Raw genomic sequence first — 16,742 nt, forward strand, 5'->3', positions numbered from 1 at the left:
CAGGATTATTTTACCAAAATTGGGACTATGCTGCCAGTAGCAGACATACCCCGAAGCTCTTCAGAAAATATATTATGCAAAAACTGTGCCAAGTGCTTTTCCAAGGTAATTGTATGCAATTTAGGCGGTTTTATCCCCCGGATGCCGTCCCGGGGTGTGTAAAATATTCTCAGTTTATGAATTATTTACACAGTCCTTGATTATTGTATACTGGTAGAAGTATGAATAAGCAGCCAATATCCGTGTTATCCTGCGGCATTTACCAGTTGGAACTTCAAAAGATACTTCCGGAGATTCAGGCGGAGATCGGGACCGATTTGCAGATAAACTACCTGCCCCCGGCCCTGGATGTTAACGAGAACCGTTTGGCAAGCGCGATCACCGAAGGCTTGCAGGCTCTGGCGGGTAAAAAGACTATGCTCCTCTACGGACGCATGTGCCACACCGATATGGCGGGGATAACCAAGGATACGGGCGCCATGTATCCCCGGGCGGCTAACTGTGTTGAAGCTTTCCTGAGCCCGGAAAAGAAAAAAGAGATGGACGCCACGGGAAATGTATACTACCTGACCATGAGCGGGCTCAAACTTTGGCGGGAGATCTATCAGCAGGGTCACGGCTGGGATGCGGTTGACGCGCGGATAAATTTCGGCTCCTTTGATAAGATCGTCGTGTTGGACTGCGGCCTTTTTGAGATTAGCGATGAGGAGCTGTTTGACTTTTTCGAGTTTACCCAGGTTCCGGTTGAGGTGATGCCCATAAGCCTGGACTACTTCAAGGGCGTGGTTCTCGATATTTGCCGGAAGCTGCTGGCTGCATAACCGGCGCCTATTCCCGCAGTTCCGGTAGATACTTCCAGTAACGTTTGGGCATGAACTGCCGCTGGAGTTGGGGGTTGCTCCGGCTTTCGTTATTAACAACCCTGTGGTAGTTACGCCAGAGATCTTCCCATGGGTCGTTCTTTCCGGAACTCCGTTGCAAAATGCGGGGTAAATCTTCCAGAGAGATGAGCCGGGCTTCTTTGTCCGGGGAACAGGCCAGGGCCAGGGAGCGCCGTTCATCAATGATCACCCAGGGTGCTTCCCCGAAGCGTTGGGTAAAATGGTCCGCCAGACCGGGAAGGACGAAATGGTCCGGGGTACAACAGGCCAGGTAGATACCGGAGGAAGCGGGCGAAAACCGGAGCAGCCCACGGAGCCGGTCCAGTTCTTTCCAGACCCTGTAGGCAGCGCTGAGTACCGCCTGGACATCCGGGTCTCCCCGGTCGGCTGCGGCGGCTTCCGCCCCTTCACGGGCGCCCGGGGACTTAAGGCCCCCCGGCGCGTCCTGCCCTGCGGCTAAGACCTTCCAGGCAAAACGGATAAGCTCCGCTTCAATGGGGAGCTCGCTCATCCAGCCGTGGACAAAGCGGTCATAGGCGTTGGCGGAAAGCTCGTAGAGACGCCGGGCAGCGGGTATGTCCGGGGGAGAGCCGCTGCTTATAACGCAGCTACCCGCATAGACCGAAGGTCTGAAGCGTATGGTCTGGGCGGAGGATGCCGGGACTTCGCCGGGTGCGGTTTCCGTGCAGTGGGAAGCTTCGCTGGAAGTGCCGCCATCGAAGAGCTCCGGCTGGGCGGCGGGGGCTTGGGTATCGCCGGTCTCCGCCGCTTGGGTTTTCCAGTCCCGGCGGAGGGGGCCTTGAACATGATCCGGAATAACGGCCTCGGGGTCCAGGGACCGGCAGATGCGATCAAGAACGGTGAAGAGCCCTTCTAAGGTACCATCGTAGGTGTATTCGATCATAACAAAAACCTCTGAACATACTATACAGAAGTTTAGTAATTATGGCAAGATACGTTTTTTAGTTTTTGGCAGCGGCAGTCCAGGGCATGGTAAATACGTCCTTGAGCTTGATCACGCAGCCCGGGAGGACGGTGACGGGGATCTCATCGGTCTCATCATACACTTTAGTAGTATATTGTCCATTTTCCAGGATATGTACATAAACCATGGTTTGATCCGGGTCGACGATCCAGTATTCCCGCACACCCGCTTCCTGATACTTCTGGAATTTCAGCTTTTGATCATGACGGGCGGTGCTTGGGGAGAGAATCTCGATAATCAGATCCGGAGCGCCGTTACAGCCCCGCTGGTCCAGCTTGGAAGCATCGCAGATAACCATGATATCCGGTTCCACCATCGTATCATCGCTCAGGTCATCCTTAGGAAACAGGCGAACCCCGAAGGGCGCCGAAAAAAGCTGGCAGGGTTTCCCCGATAAAAAATCATATAAACGACCAAACAACTCTCTGCTGACCCACTGATGGGATGTGTTCGGGGGGGCCATCATATAGATTTCCCCGTCAATTATTTCCGCCCGGACACTTTCATCCCAGTCAAGGACATCGGCGTAGGTATAAGAGATTAATTCTTGAGCGAGGGCCATAGCTATCTCCTGGTATCAGTGTATCAGAAAAAACCGATACTGTCCAATTATCAATTTATTCTGATGATCTCCCGGCCGCCGCCGGTGATGCACTGTCCACCCTGTGGGGTCACGATAAAGGTTTCTTCCACCCCTGCCATTCCGATGCCGGGGACGCCCTTTTTCGGTTCCAGGGCGATTACCATGTTCTCCTCCAGGGGCTCGTCAAAGCCCTTGGCGATTACCGGAAACTCGTCAACATTGATGCCCACCCCGTGGCCCAGGAATTTTACCCGGTGCTGGTTATCAACCCCCATAAAACAGTCCCGGTCCTTTTCCGACAGGCCGGCGGTAATATCCTGGTATATTTGTGAGGGTATTTCACCGGGACGGAGCCGTTCCGCTGTCCGCCGCAGAATATCAAGGCAGAGGCTGTGGGCCGAGACAAACTCCGCAGGCGGTTCGGCGCCGAACATATAGACCTGGGTCTTGTCGGTGTAGTACCCATTCATGCCAAAGGCGACGTCAACAAAAACCGGATCACCCTGTTTCAGTTTTCTCCCGCCGCTTCCCGTCAGGGGATTTCCGGGGCTGGAACCCTTGCCGCCGCCGGGGCCGTCAAAACCGGAGGGCAGCAGGGAATTGGTTCCAAAGCCGATCTGCCCCGCGGTCAGTTCAACCTGGTTTTGATGGAACCTCGGTATACCGTGATAGCCCATGGTATACAGTTGGCGGATTATTTCGCCCATAAAATCGGCTTCGCTTATGCCTTCCCGGAGCAGGGTAGGGACCCGCTCTTCCAAAAATAGCCGGTGCTGTTCCGCAGATTGTTTGAGCCAATGAATTTCGTAGGGAGACTTTACTCCCCGGACCGTCCTTATAAGGGTGTCAAGAAAATTGATCGAACTAATCTTAAAACATTTTTTTAGCCGTTCCAGAACCGCCATCGGCAGGGTGTCCCCTTCGACATACAGGACGCCCAGATCCCCGCCGTTTTTTTCCGCCATGTCCCGGTAGCTGTTAATCTGCATAATATCGCTTAGGGGTGATTCCGCTTTTGCCCCCCGGTAACTGCGCCGTACGCCGTAGAGATAGCTCCCGTCTTTATAAATCAGCAGTATCCCGTTCTGTATGGTACCGGTAAAATAGTACTGGTTAGCGTTTTCAAAGATCACCGCCGTGTCCCAGCCGGGGCAGCGTTTATGCATCATGGCGGTAAATTTTGCGCGGCGCTGTTCAAGTTCCTGTAGGGTTAGCTCCATACCTAAATATAATATCCGCCGCTTGGTTTTCCAAGCTATTGATAACTTTTAAGTCAATATGGGTTTCAGAAATCAAACAACGGCAGCTGCAGCCCCGCGCCATCCTGGTCCGACAGCATGCGGCGTATCCGTTTGGGGTCCTCCGGCTGGTCGATGTAGGAGGCGCCCAGGGTGACGAAGTACCGGGCCCGCTTGAGAATAACCCCCAGGCGCCGCAGCCCATCGAAGCTGAGGGACCGAAGCCGCCGGACTTCCAGGATGCGCCGGGCGGATGTGGCGCCGATGCCGGGAACCCGGAGCAGTTCCTCGTAATCCGCCCTTTGCAGATCCATGGGGAAGTGGTCTATGTGGCGGAGCGCCCAGGCGGTTTTAGGGTCCACGTGGTGGTCCAGGTAGGGGGTGTCCTCCAGTATTTCCCCTGGGTTGAAGTGGTAAAACCGCATGAGCCAATCCGCCTGGTAGAGCCGGTGTTCCCGCACCAGTGGCGGGCCGGGAATGTCCGGCAGCCGGGGATCGCTGATGCCGCCGCGGCCGGGAACACCTACGGGGATGAAGGCGGAGTAATAGACCCGCCGCATGGAGAACTTCCGATACAGTGCGCCGGACAGTCCGATGATGGTCCGGTCATCCTCTTCGCTGGCCCCTACGATGAGCTGGGTACTTTGGCCTGCGGGGGCAAACACCGGGGCGGAGCGGATCTTTTTGCGGTCCTCCTCGTTTTCCGCGCTATTCCGGGATACATCCTCAAAAGCCCCAAGGATTACCTTTCCTGATTTTTGGGGCGCCAGGGTTTGGAGGCTCTTGTCCGTGGGCAGTTCGATATTTGCGCTGAGCCGGTCCGCCCAGAGCCCCGCTTCGCGGATCAGCTTTTCACCGGAACCGGGGATAATTTTTAGATGGATGTAGCCGCCGAACCCCGCTTCTTTCCTGAGTTTTTTGGCAACGGCGATAAGTTTCTCCATAACCATATCCGGGTCGGTGAAGATCCCCGATGACAGGAAGAGCCCTTCAATATAATTACGGTGATAGAATTGGCAGGTCAGGTCTACCAGTTCGTCCACCGTAAAGGCGCTCCGCGGGGTATCCGCCGAGGCGCGGTTTACGCAATAGGCGCAATCGAAACGGCAGACATTGGAGTAAAGCACCTTGAGGAGGCTGACACAGCGGCCGTCCCCGGTCCAGCTATGGCAGACCCCCGCAGGGAGATTCGCCCCAAAACCCTGTCCCCGTTTGTTTCCAGTGGGAGCGCCGCTTCCGCTGGAAGCGCAGGAGGCGTCATACTTTGCCGACGATGCCAGAACGGATAGTTTCTCTCCTAAATCCATGAATATACTATACATGCGTATAGGAAGTTTTACAAGAGCTTATCGAAGTGATCCCTGAGATTCTGCCCCTTTTTGAAAAAATTGGTATATTATTGTAAAACATGAATAGGAGTTTTTATGTACGAGTATAAAACCCAGGGAACCTGTTCCAGTAAAATCACATTTGATATCCGGGATAATAGGGTATACGATCTATCCTTTACCGATGGCTGTAACGGCAACCTAAGCGGTATATCCATCCTTGCCGAAGGGATGGAAGCCGCCGAGCTCATCAAGCGCCTTAAGGGTGTACGCTGCGGATCGAAGAAGACATCCTGCCCGGACCAGCTTGCCAAGGCCCTTGAGCGGGCGGTAAAGGCGCCGTAATGAAGGTGATCCTCCTTAACGCGCCAGGGTTTCTCCGGCCTTACGGTTCTCCGTCATTGCTTTGGCGGCGGCGTATACGGTTTTCTTTTTGTAGTCATTGTTCCAGCGGTTGATGCCGATGTAGTCAAAGATCACCGCTCCGGTATGGTGGCAGAAGCGGTCCATCTGTTCAAGGCAGCTGAGCAAGCCGTTGCCGGTTCCGCCGGGAGAGGCGACCAGCAGTATCTGTTTGCCCGCGAGAGAGCCCGTTTGCCCGAATTCGCAGCGGCGCAGCCGGTCAAAGAAAGATTTGAGGGACTCCGCCATTTCGCCCCAGTATACGGGGGTGATAAAACAAAGCTGGTCCGCCTTTTTTACCGTGTCCTGGGCAGTATCGAACCCATCCTTACCGAAGGCACAGCGATGCTGCTCCCGGCATGGTCCCCAACCCTCTCCGCATACGTGGCAGCGTTCCAGTTTTTCCACAAACAGGGTCCCCACAGAAGCGCCGCCGTCCTTGGCTCCCTGAATTGCTTCGTCCGTTACGGATGCGCAGAGCCCATCACCCTTCGGGTTGCCGGAAATAATAAGATAATTCATAGATACCTCTCTTTCTTATAAAAATAATTTTTCAACCTGAATTTTTCAGCCGATCCCTGATTTCAAGGAGAATCCCAAGGGCGGTTTTAAATTCGAAATTTTCTATTTCGCTTATGAGGGATTCGGTTTTTCCTTCAAGCGGGGGAAACACTTCCCGAATCTCCTTAGTATACTTAAGACTGCCGGTATTTGCCCTTTCCATCAGGGGGATCAGGGTTTCCGCCAGGGCAAGAGCCCGCCCCGTATCCGAAGTCCCGATGCTTGACACCCCGGCGGGGGAGTCTTCTGGCACAGCATTCATGCGGATCAGGACATCCAGTTCTGTCAGGGTGTCCTTAAGGGAAACCTCGAGTTCCTGAAGCTTTTCCGGAGGGCAGCCCGGACCGTCGTCCGCAAGGGCCTTTTCGATCAGCGCCGCCGCTTGGGAAACTATATCGGCGCCGATCAGGGCTGCGGAACTTTTCAGGGTATGGGCAATGCGGTGGGCAAGTTTCCTGTCCCCTCTTCCCGCAGCATTTTGCAATTTTTCTGCATCAGATCCGTGTTCGTCCCGGAAAGTTGTAAGAAGCTGTTTATAAAAATCCTCGTCCCCCAGGGCTTTTTCCAAGCCCGTAAATTTATTGAGTACCACCGTACCCTGGGGCGCTGCGGCGGCGCTGTGATGATCCACCGGTTTTGGTTTGACCGTAACCTTTTCCGGGGGCAGCCATTTTAACAAAGCCTGGTTCAGGGCATTGGGATCGATGGGCTTGGAGATAAAGTCGTTCATCCCCGCATTGATGAAGGTTTCGTTAGCGCCGGTAACGGCGTTGGCGCTCAGGGCAATAATGGGCAGGGTCTTGTACCGGTCTTCTTCCATGGCGCGGATACGTTTGGTCGCCTCCACGCCGTCCATGCCGGGCATCATGTGATCCATAAAGACCAGGTCGTAGTTTTTCTGCTGAACCATTCTGAGCGCTCCAAGACCGTTGGCAGCCGAATCGGCCTTGATATTATGCTGGGCGAGGAAGGCCAGGGCAACCTTAAGGTTTATCTGGTTATCATCCACCACCAGTACCAATGCGTTTTCCGCACTTACCGCGAAGTCTGTGGATTCCGTTTTTTCAATCAAGGCCGGGTTTCCTGGGATACAGGGCAGGAGCACCGTAAATTCCGAACCCTGACCGTAGACGCTTTCCAGTTTTATTTTTCCGTTCATCATATCAACAATTTTTTTTGTTATCGAAAGGCCGAGGCCGGTACCCAGAATACCCCGGTTAAGTTCGCTGTCAAGCTGCTTGAAGGAACCAAAAATTTTAGAGAAGTCCTCTTTTTTGATGCCAATCCCCGAATCCTTTACGATGAAGGCGAGATATTCCCGTTCATCCTCGGTAATCTTACAGACCCGGAAATCAACAAAACCTTCCCGGGTATACTTGATAGCGTTATTAACGATATTGACGATGATCTGACGGAGCCGTATATCGTCGCCGAAAAGCACCTGGGGCACGGCATCATCGAAATGGGATCGGAAATCAAGTTCCTTGGAGGCGGCGGTAAAGCGGCTCATGGAGCAGATATTATCGTAGAGTGCATGGAGGTTGAAATGAACGGGACTTATGTCCATTTTGCCCGCTTCGATCTTGGAGAAGTCGAGAATATCGTTGATGATCTGTAAAAGAGCCCGGGACATTTTTTTGATATCCTCAAAATATTCTTTCTGGGTTATATCGAGGTTATCGGTACGCATAAGATCGCTCATGCCGATAATGGCGTTCATGGGGGTCCGGATCTCGTGGCTCATGGATGCCAGAAAGCGGCTCTTGGATTCACTGGCGGACTGGGCGGCCCTGGCCTGTACCTCCATCTCCCGGGCGATCCGGTCAGCCCGCAAATCCCGGGAATAGGTCGCCATGGCATAGGCGCCTTTCCAGGGAACCCGGACCAGGGTGGTTTCCACCGGAAGGGGTTCCCCCGAAAGGGTACAATGCATCCATTCAAACTGGGCAAAACCTTCGGTAAAGGCAAGGGTATCCATGTGTTCCATTTTTTCCATGCTCGCCATTCCGTCGCTCTGGAATGGGGGGCTTAGTTTTTCTATATACTTCACATACTCTTCTTCGCTTGAAAGTCCAAACATCTTTAGGGCTGCGCTGTTGCAGTCCAGAAATGTTCTCTGTTCGTCCCAGAGGGAACAGGCCAGGGGCGTGGCGTCCAGCATGAGCCGGGTCCGTTCGTCCGCATCCCGTATCTCCTTCCGGTTGGCCAGGGTTTCCCGGAGGTCCCGGGAATAAGCCGCGATACAATACGTGTTTTTCAGGGGAACTCGAATCAGGGTTAATTCAACCGGGAGAGGATCGCCGCTGAGGGTATGGTACAGCCAGTTAAAGCGCAGGTACCCTCTTTCCAGGACTTCCCGCAGTAGTTCTGCGGCCTTTTCCCGGGACGGCCTGCCGTCGCTCTGAAATTCCGGATTCAGATCGCTGAACCGGTCAACCAGTTCCGATTTTTTAGAAAGGCCGAATATCCGCAGCGCCTCCTTGTTGCAGTCAAGGATATTGTTATGGGTATCCCGGAGAGAACAGGCCAGAGGGGCGGCCTCCAGCATGATCCTGCATAGACTTCGAGCTTCCCGGTTTTCCCGGAATTTTTTGAAAAACATACCCTTTACCCTCCGTGTTTCCGGTTTTGAATAACCCGTACCGCCCCGGCGGTAAGAAAGACGATTCCCGCCAGTATTACTACCGTTGCCCCCACGGGAAGATCAAAGCTCCACCCCAGGACCAGACCGCCGGCGGAAAACAGCGCTGAAAACCCGCAGCTTATGAGCATCATCCCCCCTAAGCTCCGGGCGAAGTATCCCGCGGTTCCCGCAGGCAGGGTGAGCATGGCGATTACCATCACTATCCCTACGAAAGTCTGGAGTAATACTATTGCTGCAGCGGTAACCGTGAGCAGGGCCAGAAAAATCATAGTTGTGGGGACCCCCCGGACCCGGGCGAATTCTTCGTCAAAGGCGCAGGCCTTTAACTGGGGATAAAAACGCCAGGCCAGGAAAAGAACAAAAACATCCAATATTGCCATGAGAAGAAGATCCCTTTCTGATATGAGGAGTATGTTTCCAAAGAGGTAGCTTGAGGGGTCGGTGTATCCCGCAGTCTTTGCCATGAAAAGCACCCCGATACTCATGCCAATGGCCCAGATGGCATTGATCACCGTATCTTCCCGCTGTTTGGCCTTTAGGGATACTGCGCCGATAATACCCGCAGAGATAATCGCAAAGATCAACGCCCCCGCTATGGGGGGGAAGCCCGGGATGATCTTTGCCGCCGATAGGTAGAGGGCCATGCCGATTCCCCCCAGCACCGCATGGGAGATGGCCCCGGCGAGGCTGGCGATACGGCGGACCGTGACCATCGCCCCCAGGATACCGAAGAGTACCGACGAAAGGAGCCCCGCTAAAAGGGCGTTTCGGATAAAGGGGAAGGCCGGGTTAAAGAGGGCGTCGAAAAAGTCTATCATTCTACATCCTCCGGATCGCGGCGATCCGAAGGATCACGGCGATCCGAAGGATCGCACTGATCCCCGGGTATGCTTTCCCCGTGGATGATTCGGGCGGTTCCCAAAGACGGGGCGCCCTTTTCTTCCGCTACGGTACGATGTTGGACTATGCCGTATTCGGCCCCGGTTTCGCGGCTCCCCATACAGAGAACCCGGTCGGTAAGGGCGGACACAAACCCGGTGTCATGGGTCACGATGAGGACCGTGGTATTCCCCTTGAGTTTCCCCAGGGTAGTAAAGAGCCGTTCCTCACTTTCCCTGTCCATATTAGCGGTGGGTTCATCCAGGATAAGAATTTCCGGCTTGGCCGCCAGAGCCCGGGCTGCCAGGACCCGCCGCCGCTGGCCGCCGGAAAGGGCTGCATAGGACCGGTTCGCCAGATCCGTAATCTCCGCCTGCGCCATGGCTTCCTCCACCGCTGCCCTATCTCCCTCGCTGAATTTACGGGAGAGGGATGTCAGGCGGCCCATCTTTACCGCTTCCCACACCGAGATGGGGAAGGCGGGGTCGTAGGCGGATTGCTGGGGTACATAGCCTATCCGGTTACGCTCACCCAGGGTGGAGCCGGCGCCGAAGAGGTCAATCTTTCCCGACTGGGGCTGTTCCAAGCCCAGGAGCAGTTTTAGTACCGTTGTTTTTCCCGAACCGTTGGGACCCACCAGGGCAATAAATTCCCCCTGGTGAATATGAAAGCAGGCGTTTTCCAGGACCTTGAAATTGCCGTAGGAAAAGGAAACCGAATCGAACCGAAGGCTTATCTTCCGGTCCGCAGGGTGGTTGAGTACCGAATGTTCCTTCACTTACCTGTCTCCCCGACGTTTTTTTGCAGAACTTCGCCCATGGTACGGATATTGGCGAGCCAGTCCGGGGCTAGGGGATCCAGGGTGGCCAGGATTGCCCCTGCCGCATCGGCGGTGGTTTTGGCAGTACTGACCGGAAATTGGGCCTGGACAAAGATCGCCGCGGCTTTTTCGCTTTTTGCCCTTTCTATGAGAAGCTTTAAAGCCCGGGGTGTGGGCTCCTTACCGCCGGTTTCCACCGCCTCCTGGATTATGCCGAATTCGTCTAAAAAATAACCAAAGGCAGGGTGGTACACAAAAACTATCTTTCCCCGCAGTGGGGAAAGTTTTTCTCTTAGAGCGCCGAATTCCTGATCCATATCGCCGGTGAGTTCCCGATAATTATTTCGGTACAAAGACTCGCCATCCGTATCCATCTTGATTAAAGCATCCTGTATATGAGCTGCCATGATCCTTGCCGGTTTATGCCCAAGCCAGGTATGCCGGTCAATGGTATCCCCGTGATCATCCCCATCCTCCAAATTCCGGAACCGTACACCCTGGGTTCCATCAACAATGGTGAGATCCGGGAAAAGGGCCTCCACCTTTGGCCTCAGGGTAATCTCAAATTCCGTGTTCGACAAGACCCAGACCTTTGCTGCGGCAAGATCCGCCATCTGTTTAGGGCTGGGCTCGTAGTCATGGGGATTCTGCCCGGGGCCGACCAGGGTCATGATCCGCACCCGGTTTTCGGCTATGCGGGAAGCAAAGTAACTCTGGGGGAGTATACTCACCGCCAGGACCGGTCGGTCATCGGTCTTGTTTTCCCGGTCATTTTTTCCTCCGCAGGCTGCAACAGTAAGGGAGAGGATCACGGCTAAGCAAAAAAAACGGAAAAATCCCTGTTTCATTCTTTTTAATTTAATCTGCTTTGTTCACTTCTTCAATACAGTCCATGGGGGACAAAAAGAGCAGGCAGATCCTTTAGGTTCCGTATAATTCTGTCCGGACGGACGCCTTTAACCCGGCTTTCCCCTTCCCGTAAGCGCAGGGAACGACGGTCCCCGGCAAAAAGGACGGTCTTAAACCCCGCTTGGGCAGCGGGAGAGATATCGTTGAGCATATCGTTCCCCACATACAGGGCATTTTCCGGTTCCAAGCCCAGGGATTTCAGGCGCCGGACCGCGGGGCTAAAGAGATTCGGCGAAGGTTTTGCTTCCCCCAGTTCGAAGGAGTAGATCAGCAGTTCCGGATCAAAACCCAGGTTCTTGGGAGGGGCGTTGAAAAAGGCCTCAAACAAAAGGGGGGTAAAGAACTGTGCGTTAGAGATGAGCCCCAGTGGGATTAGGCGTTCCCGGAGTATTCCCAGGGTTTTCTCCGCATCAGGCATGGGATACACCGGGTTAACCGTCAACTCATACCGCAGGGCTAATTCCCGGGCCTTGTCCATAGTATTGCCGTGTCCATGTTGTTCAAGGAATTCCGCCCAGAGCTCCTCTACCCGCAGTTCGGGGTAGGGGCTCCTCCCGCGCAGTTCCCCGTGCCGTTTCAGCACCGCCTTTTGAAAGTAACCCCTGAGCTGCTCCGCCGATAAGCCGTATTCCCTGGCTAGACTGTCTAGGCTGTAATGGGGTTCATTGTCACCGCTGCCTATATCGCCGGCAGCGGAGATGAAGAGGGTCCCGTAGACATCGAAGATTACCGAGTGAATACCCTTGAGCGGAGGGAGCTCAGGCGAGCACAGGACTTCCAGATCCGGCGGCAGCTCCGGCGGCGGAAGGAGGGGCAGGGGGGTCGATTTTTGCCGGATAAGGCAGGGATCAGTCATTTCCTACCCCTACCAGGGAGAGCTGGGTAGGGTCCAGATAGAGTTCTAAGAGGATGGATTTTACGATTTTGTGGGTTACCGGAGTATTGAGTACCGATCGATAGGTCTCCCTTAACAGCTTGAGGATAGGTTCCCTTCCATATGATTCCGGAACCCGCAGCTGATTTAATGCTATTACCGTATCATCGGGTTTCCAATTGGCCAGGTCTCTAAGGAAGGGGTTTATATCGGCAATATCCCGGAGCACCCGCTGGTTGGAGACCAGGAGCTGGATTATCCCTCTCTGGATTGTTTCGTCAAGGCGGCTGAAATCCATCACATCCCTGGAAGCCAGATCTTCCCCCATCATTTTGATGATATACCGGGGCGGGTCCATCCCAAAACGTTTATAGACCGACATCATAGTTTGTTCCATTTTTTTTCGGAGAATAGTTGAAGAAATATATACCATGGGGATGTTCAGGGAAGAATATAGGGAATCGAACTGTACCCCGGAGCTTTCAAAATCCCGACATACATGGTTAATGCGCCTGCCGATAACCGTCCGCCCCGCAGTCCAGGGTTCCAGGTATGAGAAACCGAATCCTTCCTTAACTGACGTGGTGATGATCCCCTGTGCGCTCCCATAGGCATCTTCCAGGGAGCTATTCATACCCAGCTCGAATTCAACCGGCAGCCCAAGCTCCCGGGCAAATTCCACCCATTCCCGGTAGATACGGATGTCCCGTTCCGTGGTGGGAGGCAGGGTGATAGCTACGGTTCCTCCCTTTGGGATGAATAATGAAAGGAAGATCGCCTCGCCGATATTTTTCCGCTGTATCGCCCTGACCGGGTAGAGGTACCGGTTCCGGACCAGATCCGCAGTAGCGTTAATGGTGCGTACCTCGTTGGGCAGCAGGTGGAGCCCTTCCGACTTTAGCCCAGCCCGGTGCAGGAAAGAGCGATCCCGGCTGTTGATCACCGCATAATGACAATTTATAGGGTATTCTTCGCCCTTAGCATAGACATCGGGCCTGAAATCTTCGGCTAAATCGTGGTTTTGAAGTAAAAGCCGGGGTTCTCTTTCCTGCAGGATATGCAAGGCCCGGAGCAGCGCGGAATTTTTCTGTATCAGGGGATTATGGACATGGAGGATATCCGGCTCCTGCCCCCAATGGGCTTTCGCAGCCAGGACAATGGCGTCCGCAAGCTCCGCTGCCCGCTTCGTAAGTTCTTCACCGGAAGTTCCCGGGGAAATTTCCCGGTCCCGATCGTAGCGGAGCTCCTCCACCAATACCCGCTTAAGGCCCGGTATGGAGGGCTCCCCCTCTCCGGCGATAACCAGCACATCCTCCCCGGCCTCCATCAGCGCCTGCGCCTGATTCATGATCACCGAAGTAACTCCCCCCCGGCGCAGATGATAGTGGATTAACGCGATACGCACCCTGGTCCCCCCTTACGAGTCTAGCGTATGGGGGTGAATTGAACAATGCCGGTTCCTGCGGCGCCTAAGCGGATTAATGTTTGGGCGATTTTTGCCCAAAAGCCTTCCGTTTGTTCTGTATCACGCATTCCAATTCCGCAAGAATATCATCCTGCCATTTCTGTTGAATGGGGGCGATGGCAAAAAGGTCGGGGGGGTCTTTCTCCAGGGCGGCGGCTATACGCTCCAGCATGGCATCAGTGGGAAAACGCTTCTCCCCTTCGATCATGGCGATATAATTGGTTGCGGTGTCCACCTTTTCCGCTAGTTTAGCCTGCGATAGGCCAAGTTCGTTCCTGTAAGCTTTCATATTGGCGGCTAAGAGCTGCCGTAATTTTGCCATATCCATACCACTTTAGCGTTATATTATTTCATTTTATTTGGCCTAGAGTTATTGACTCAATGACTTTTCCGTTATATATTTGTATTATTCTATAACGTAGAGTTATTTATTTTGAATTTGTCCTCCTGTGGATATGTCATGAATGGTTTTTGTCATGTTGTTTTAATTTTTCGAACGGGAATTGGCAGGGAAAACGTAAATATGCCTAAAACATCCAATAGGGTTATACCCATCCATCCGCACAAACACGTTTATAAAATAGTATTACTACTATGTCTTTTTTTTATAAAAAACGCCTATGGTTTTGATATATCAATTACCCGGGCTGAACTTGGTTTCGGAATTATTCCGGAATATAATCGCAGTTTTTACTATTCCTGGGATATTATGACCACTGGCTCCGTTGAATTCAATAAGAATTTCATCCTTGGAAGCGGCGTTTCCATGGGTCAGGTGGAAGATATTTTTGATATAAATACATATATCAACGCCGAATATGGTTTCCCGTTTTTCCGTCCCTATGTTCCCATGGTTTTGAAAATTGCCTATATATACAATGGCTTGCCGGAATATGAAACCCATATTCATACGCTGCTTCCGACTTTTTCATTTAAATGGCGGTACTTTGGCGGATCCATAGGTTCGACCCTGAGGTTTACTACCTTTGACAAAAACCCGGCTATTTTTGAACCGATTATAGCCTATTCGGCATATCTTAATTTTTACAATACCGATGATGCTGTAATAGGAATCGGTTTATCAAATTACGATGATTTTAACGCCGCCAATTTAGGTTCCTATTCATTTAATCTAAATAATAGAATTCGCATTACTAACTTAATTTCCCTGTCAAATGTGGTTGAAATAGCCATGTCGGGCAATGTTGGACACATTGTAAGTGTTTATGGCATCTCCTATGGCGGAATGATTATATTCAAATGGTAGTTTATAAAATCAACCAAAAAATGATACATACACTTTTGATAATTTTTTCGCTTATAACAGTAAGCTGTTCTTTGCCGCAATATTACAATGAATATGATTCCCGTTTCTCCTATCATGATATATTTAACTATCTCAGCCAGGATGAAAGAACACTTGACCTTGGTGATAGCTATTCATTTATAGTTTTGAGTGATATACATATTAGTGATAGTATCTCTGCAAATGAATTTGCAAAATTGAAATCCCGTCTGGGGGACGCCCAATTCATTGTAATAACCGGGGATATTACCCAAAATGGGACAAAAGAAGAAATACAGAAATTTATAGATGTTGCCCGTACATTCGGAATACCATGTTATCCGGTAATGGGAAATCATGATATTTATACCAATAGAGCCGGCCCATGGGAAGAACTTATCGGATCATCCTGCTACCGAATAGATTCACCCTCCGGTGATACTACTCTGTTTATGTTGGATAATGCCAACGGTTCATTTGGACATGATCAGATAGAATGGCTTGAAAAAGAAATGAAAAGCGCAAAAGACCATACCTTTGTTTTTGCACATGATAATTTTTTTACAGAAAATGGCCTATATGATTATGAACAAATAACGGATATTAATGAACGGGCCAGGGTTATGTCCCTGTTAAAAGGACAGTGCGATATAATGTTTATGGGTCATCTTCATAAACGTATTGTTAAAAAGCTTGGCGGGGTAACATACATTATGGTAGAGAATTATGGGGCAAGTGAAGCAACGGGAACTATATGCCGTGTTCATGTTTCAAGGGAAGGCATAAATTATACATTTGAAAAAATATGAATTATCCGGGAGAAAACCGGCGTCATTCCTGAAACCGAATACAGATCAATTTTGATCACCCAAATTCCCTTAACATGATACTATTTTTGAAGAAAAATCCAACCGCAAAGTCGAAGATGGGAAGAAAAAAGGCTCCTGGCACCAAAACTGCGTAGTGTCCCCCGTCCAGGGGACACTACGCAGTAGCGCCGGAAGAATCGTAACGGTAAAGGAGGAGCCTATCAGGAACAAACCGTATTGCTACGGAACTTGCGGGAGTGAGAAAAAGTGCCTGGTACCGGTTTGGAGCGGAAAGAGAGAAGATGAAGAATTTGAACCGCGAAGGACACCAAGGAACACAAAGGAGAAGAAGCAAATAGGACCCTTTGAGTCCTTCGTGTCCTTTGTGGTGAAACATTGACGCCGACCAATTTCTGCGCCCTCTAGTAGATTATCCCCAAAGGTTGGTCACCGTGGACGCCGACCAGTTGCAGCCGTTTCGGGTCCACCATAAGGTCCATGTCTTCCAGGGGGATTGCGCCCAGGAGTATCAAATCTGCGCCGGGGATCACCCAGGGCTGACAGGCCATGGAACGGTCCTTCCAATGTATCTGTACGGTTTCGACTACCTTGCAGACCACCGGATCGCCATTCACCATGCGGGACTCCTTCACGTGCTCAGTTCGCAGCCCCAGTTCTTTCTGTACCACTTCATTGATAACCAGGGTCGGCGCCCCGGTATCGACCACGCACCGGATCGTCATCTGCCGGATTTCCGCTTCCTTAAGATGTCCATCTCCAAATCTCGTTAAATCAGCCTCGTTTTTCAGGGTGATCTCTTCGTACACTGTTCCCACCATTCTGCCTCGCTCTCCATTAAGATTAATATACCATGCCGGGGAACCACAGGCCAACGGCCGGACTTCCCCCTGCACCCTTCTATAGGGGAGCGATCCTGCAAAATGCTTTAGTCCTTGGGAAAAAATCTTTCAGGAATAACTACTCATTTCTCCCCCAGGGCCGCCGGGGATCGGTGAGTTCTCCTAATCCCTCTTTCAATCGTTTGATATCTTCTTCCGGTATTTCCATGGTCCCTCCCA

General features: G+C 52.1%; 17 protein-coding genes. 4 read left to right on the forward strand and 13 right to left on the reverse strand.

The features are described 5' to 3' along the window. Nucleotides 1-221: 221 nt before the first annotated feature. Nucleotides 222-821 carry a DUF1638 domain-containing protein gene (locus LQZ19_RS09980; protein WP_411047521.1) on the forward strand — a complete coding sequence of 200 codons (600 nt, stop codon included), beginning with the start codon at nucleotides 222-224 and terminating at the stop codon, nucleotides 819-821. A gap of 7 nt (nucleotides 822-828) precedes the next feature. Here LQZ19_RS09980 and LQZ19_RS09985 read toward each other — a convergent pair whose 3' ends face one another. From LQZ19_RS09985 to LQZ19_RS10000, 4 genes are all read right to left on the reverse strand, one after another. Further along, nucleotides 829-1,785 (reverse strand): TIGR03915 family putative DNA repair protein, encoded by a 957-nt coding sequence (locus LQZ19_RS09985; RefSeq protein WP_411047522.1) that lies wholly within the window; start codon nucleotides 1,783-1,785, stop codon nucleotides 829-831. 58 nt (nucleotides 1,786-1,843) lie between these two features. Then, on the reverse strand, nucleotides 1,844-2,428 hold the full coding sequence (locus tag LQZ19_RS09990; RefSeq protein ID WP_411047523.1) for a Uma2 family endonuclease: 585 nt from the start codon (nucleotides 2,426-2,428) through the stop codon (nucleotides 1,844-1,846). A 50-nt stretch (nucleotides 2,429-2,478) separates the two neighbouring features. After that, on the reverse strand, nucleotides 2,479-3,669 hold the full coding sequence (locus tag LQZ19_RS09995; RefSeq protein WP_411047524.1) for a M24 family metallopeptidase: 1,191 nt from the start codon (nucleotides 3,667-3,669) through the stop codon (nucleotides 2,479-2,481). A gap of 65 nt (nucleotides 3,670-3,734) precedes the next feature. Next, nucleotides 3,735-4,994: a putative DNA modification/repair radical SAM protein gene (locus tag LQZ19_RS10000; protein ID WP_411047525.1), complete on the reverse strand. Its 1,260-nt coding sequence runs from the start codon at nucleotides 4,992-4,994 to the stop codon at nucleotides 3,735-3,737. Between the two features lie 117 nt (nucleotides 4,995-5,111). On the opposite strand from LQZ19_RS10000, the gene LQZ19_RS10005 reads away from it, so the two are divergent. Next, entirely contained in the window at nucleotides 5,112-5,360 is a 249-nt protein-coding gene (locus LQZ19_RS10005; protein ID WP_411047526.1) for a TIGR03905 family TSCPD domain-containing protein, read from the forward strand. Nucleotides 5,361-5,375: 15 nt separating this feature from the next. Here the strand turns inward: LQZ19_RS10005 and LQZ19_RS10010 are convergent, their stop codons facing one another. From LQZ19_RS10010 to LQZ19_RS10045, 8 genes are all read right to left on the reverse strand, one after another. Beyond that, on the reverse strand, nucleotides 5,376-5,939 hold the full coding sequence (locus LQZ19_RS10010) for a flavodoxin family protein (RefSeq protein WP_411047527.1): 564 nt from the start codon (nucleotides 5,937-5,939) through the stop codon (nucleotides 5,376-5,378). 31 nt (nucleotides 5,940-5,970) lie between these two features. Then, entirely contained in the window at nucleotides 5,971-8,580 is a 2,610-nt protein-coding gene (locus LQZ19_RS10015; RefSeq protein ID WP_411047528.1) for a response regulator, read from the reverse strand. 5 nt (nucleotides 8,581-8,585) lie between these two features. Continuing rightward, complete coding sequence (locus LQZ19_RS10020; protein ID WP_411047529.1) at nucleotides 8,586-9,440, reverse strand: metal ABC transporter permease; 855 nt, start codon at nucleotides 9,438-9,440, stop codon at nucleotides 8,586-8,588. Continuing rightward, nucleotides 9,437-10,279, reverse strand: a complete 843-nt coding sequence (locus LQZ19_RS10025; protein ID WP_411047530.1) for a metal ABC transporter ATP-binding protein — start codon at nucleotides 10,277-10,279, stop codon at nucleotides 9,437-9,439. The genes LQZ19_RS10020 and LQZ19_RS10025 overlap by 4 nt, the downstream gene beginning before the upstream one ends. Next, nucleotides 10,276-11,169 (reverse strand): metal ABC transporter solute-binding protein, Zn/Mn family, encoded by an 894-nt coding sequence (locus LQZ19_RS10030; protein WP_411047531.1) that lies wholly within the window; start codon nucleotides 11,167-11,169, stop codon nucleotides 10,276-10,278. The genes LQZ19_RS10025 and LQZ19_RS10030 overlap by 4 nt, the downstream gene beginning before the upstream one ends. Nucleotides 11,170-11,201: 32 nt before the next feature. Further along, nucleotides 11,202-12,086, reverse strand: coding sequence for an HAD family hydrolase (locus tag LQZ19_RS10035; RefSeq protein ID WP_411047532.1), 885 nt, complete (start codon nucleotides 12,084-12,086; stop codon nucleotides 11,202-11,204). After that, on the reverse strand, nucleotides 12,079-13,509 hold the full coding sequence (locus tag LQZ19_RS10040) for a glycosyltransferase family protein (protein WP_411047533.1): 1,431 nt from the start codon (nucleotides 13,507-13,509) through the stop codon (nucleotides 12,079-12,081). Before LQZ19_RS10040 ends, LQZ19_RS10035 begins: the two co-directional genes overlap by 8 nt. 73 nt (nucleotides 13,510-13,582) lie before the next feature. Continuing rightward, nucleotides 13,583-13,891 carry a helix-turn-helix domain-containing protein gene (locus LQZ19_RS10045; protein WP_411047534.1) on the reverse strand — a complete coding sequence of 103 codons (309 nt, stop codon included), beginning with the start codon at nucleotides 13,889-13,891 and terminating at the stop codon, nucleotides 13,583-13,585. Between the two features lie 201 nt (nucleotides 13,892-14,092). Here LQZ19_RS10045 and LQZ19_RS10050 point away from each other — a divergent pair, with 201 nt between their 5' ends. Then, the gene (locus LQZ19_RS10050) at nucleotides 14,093-14,836 is read left to right on the forward strand and encodes a hypothetical protein (RefSeq protein WP_411047535.1); all 744 of its coding nucleotides are present in this window, start codon (nucleotides 14,093-14,095) and stop codon (nucleotides 14,834-14,836) included. Beyond that, nucleotides 14,830-15,663, forward strand: coding sequence for a metallophosphoesterase family protein (locus tag LQZ19_RS10055; protein WP_411047536.1), 834 nt, complete (start codon nucleotides 14,830-14,832; stop codon nucleotides 15,661-15,663). Before LQZ19_RS10050 ends, LQZ19_RS10055 begins: the two co-directional genes overlap by 7 nt. Nucleotides 15,664-16,085: 422 nt before the next feature. Here LQZ19_RS10055 and LQZ19_RS10060 read toward each other — a convergent pair whose 3' ends face one another. Next, on the reverse strand, nucleotides 16,086-16,502 hold the full coding sequence (locus LQZ19_RS10060) for an aspartyl protease family protein (RefSeq protein WP_411047537.1): 417 nt from the start codon (nucleotides 16,500-16,502) through the stop codon (nucleotides 16,086-16,088). Nucleotides 16,503-16,742 lie beyond the last annotated feature (240 nt).

Source organism: Treponema primitia (assembly GCF_046533075.1).
Taxonomy (GTDB): domain Bacteria; phylum Spirochaetota; class Spirochaetia; order Treponematales; family Breznakiellaceae; genus Termitinema; species Termitinema primitia_B.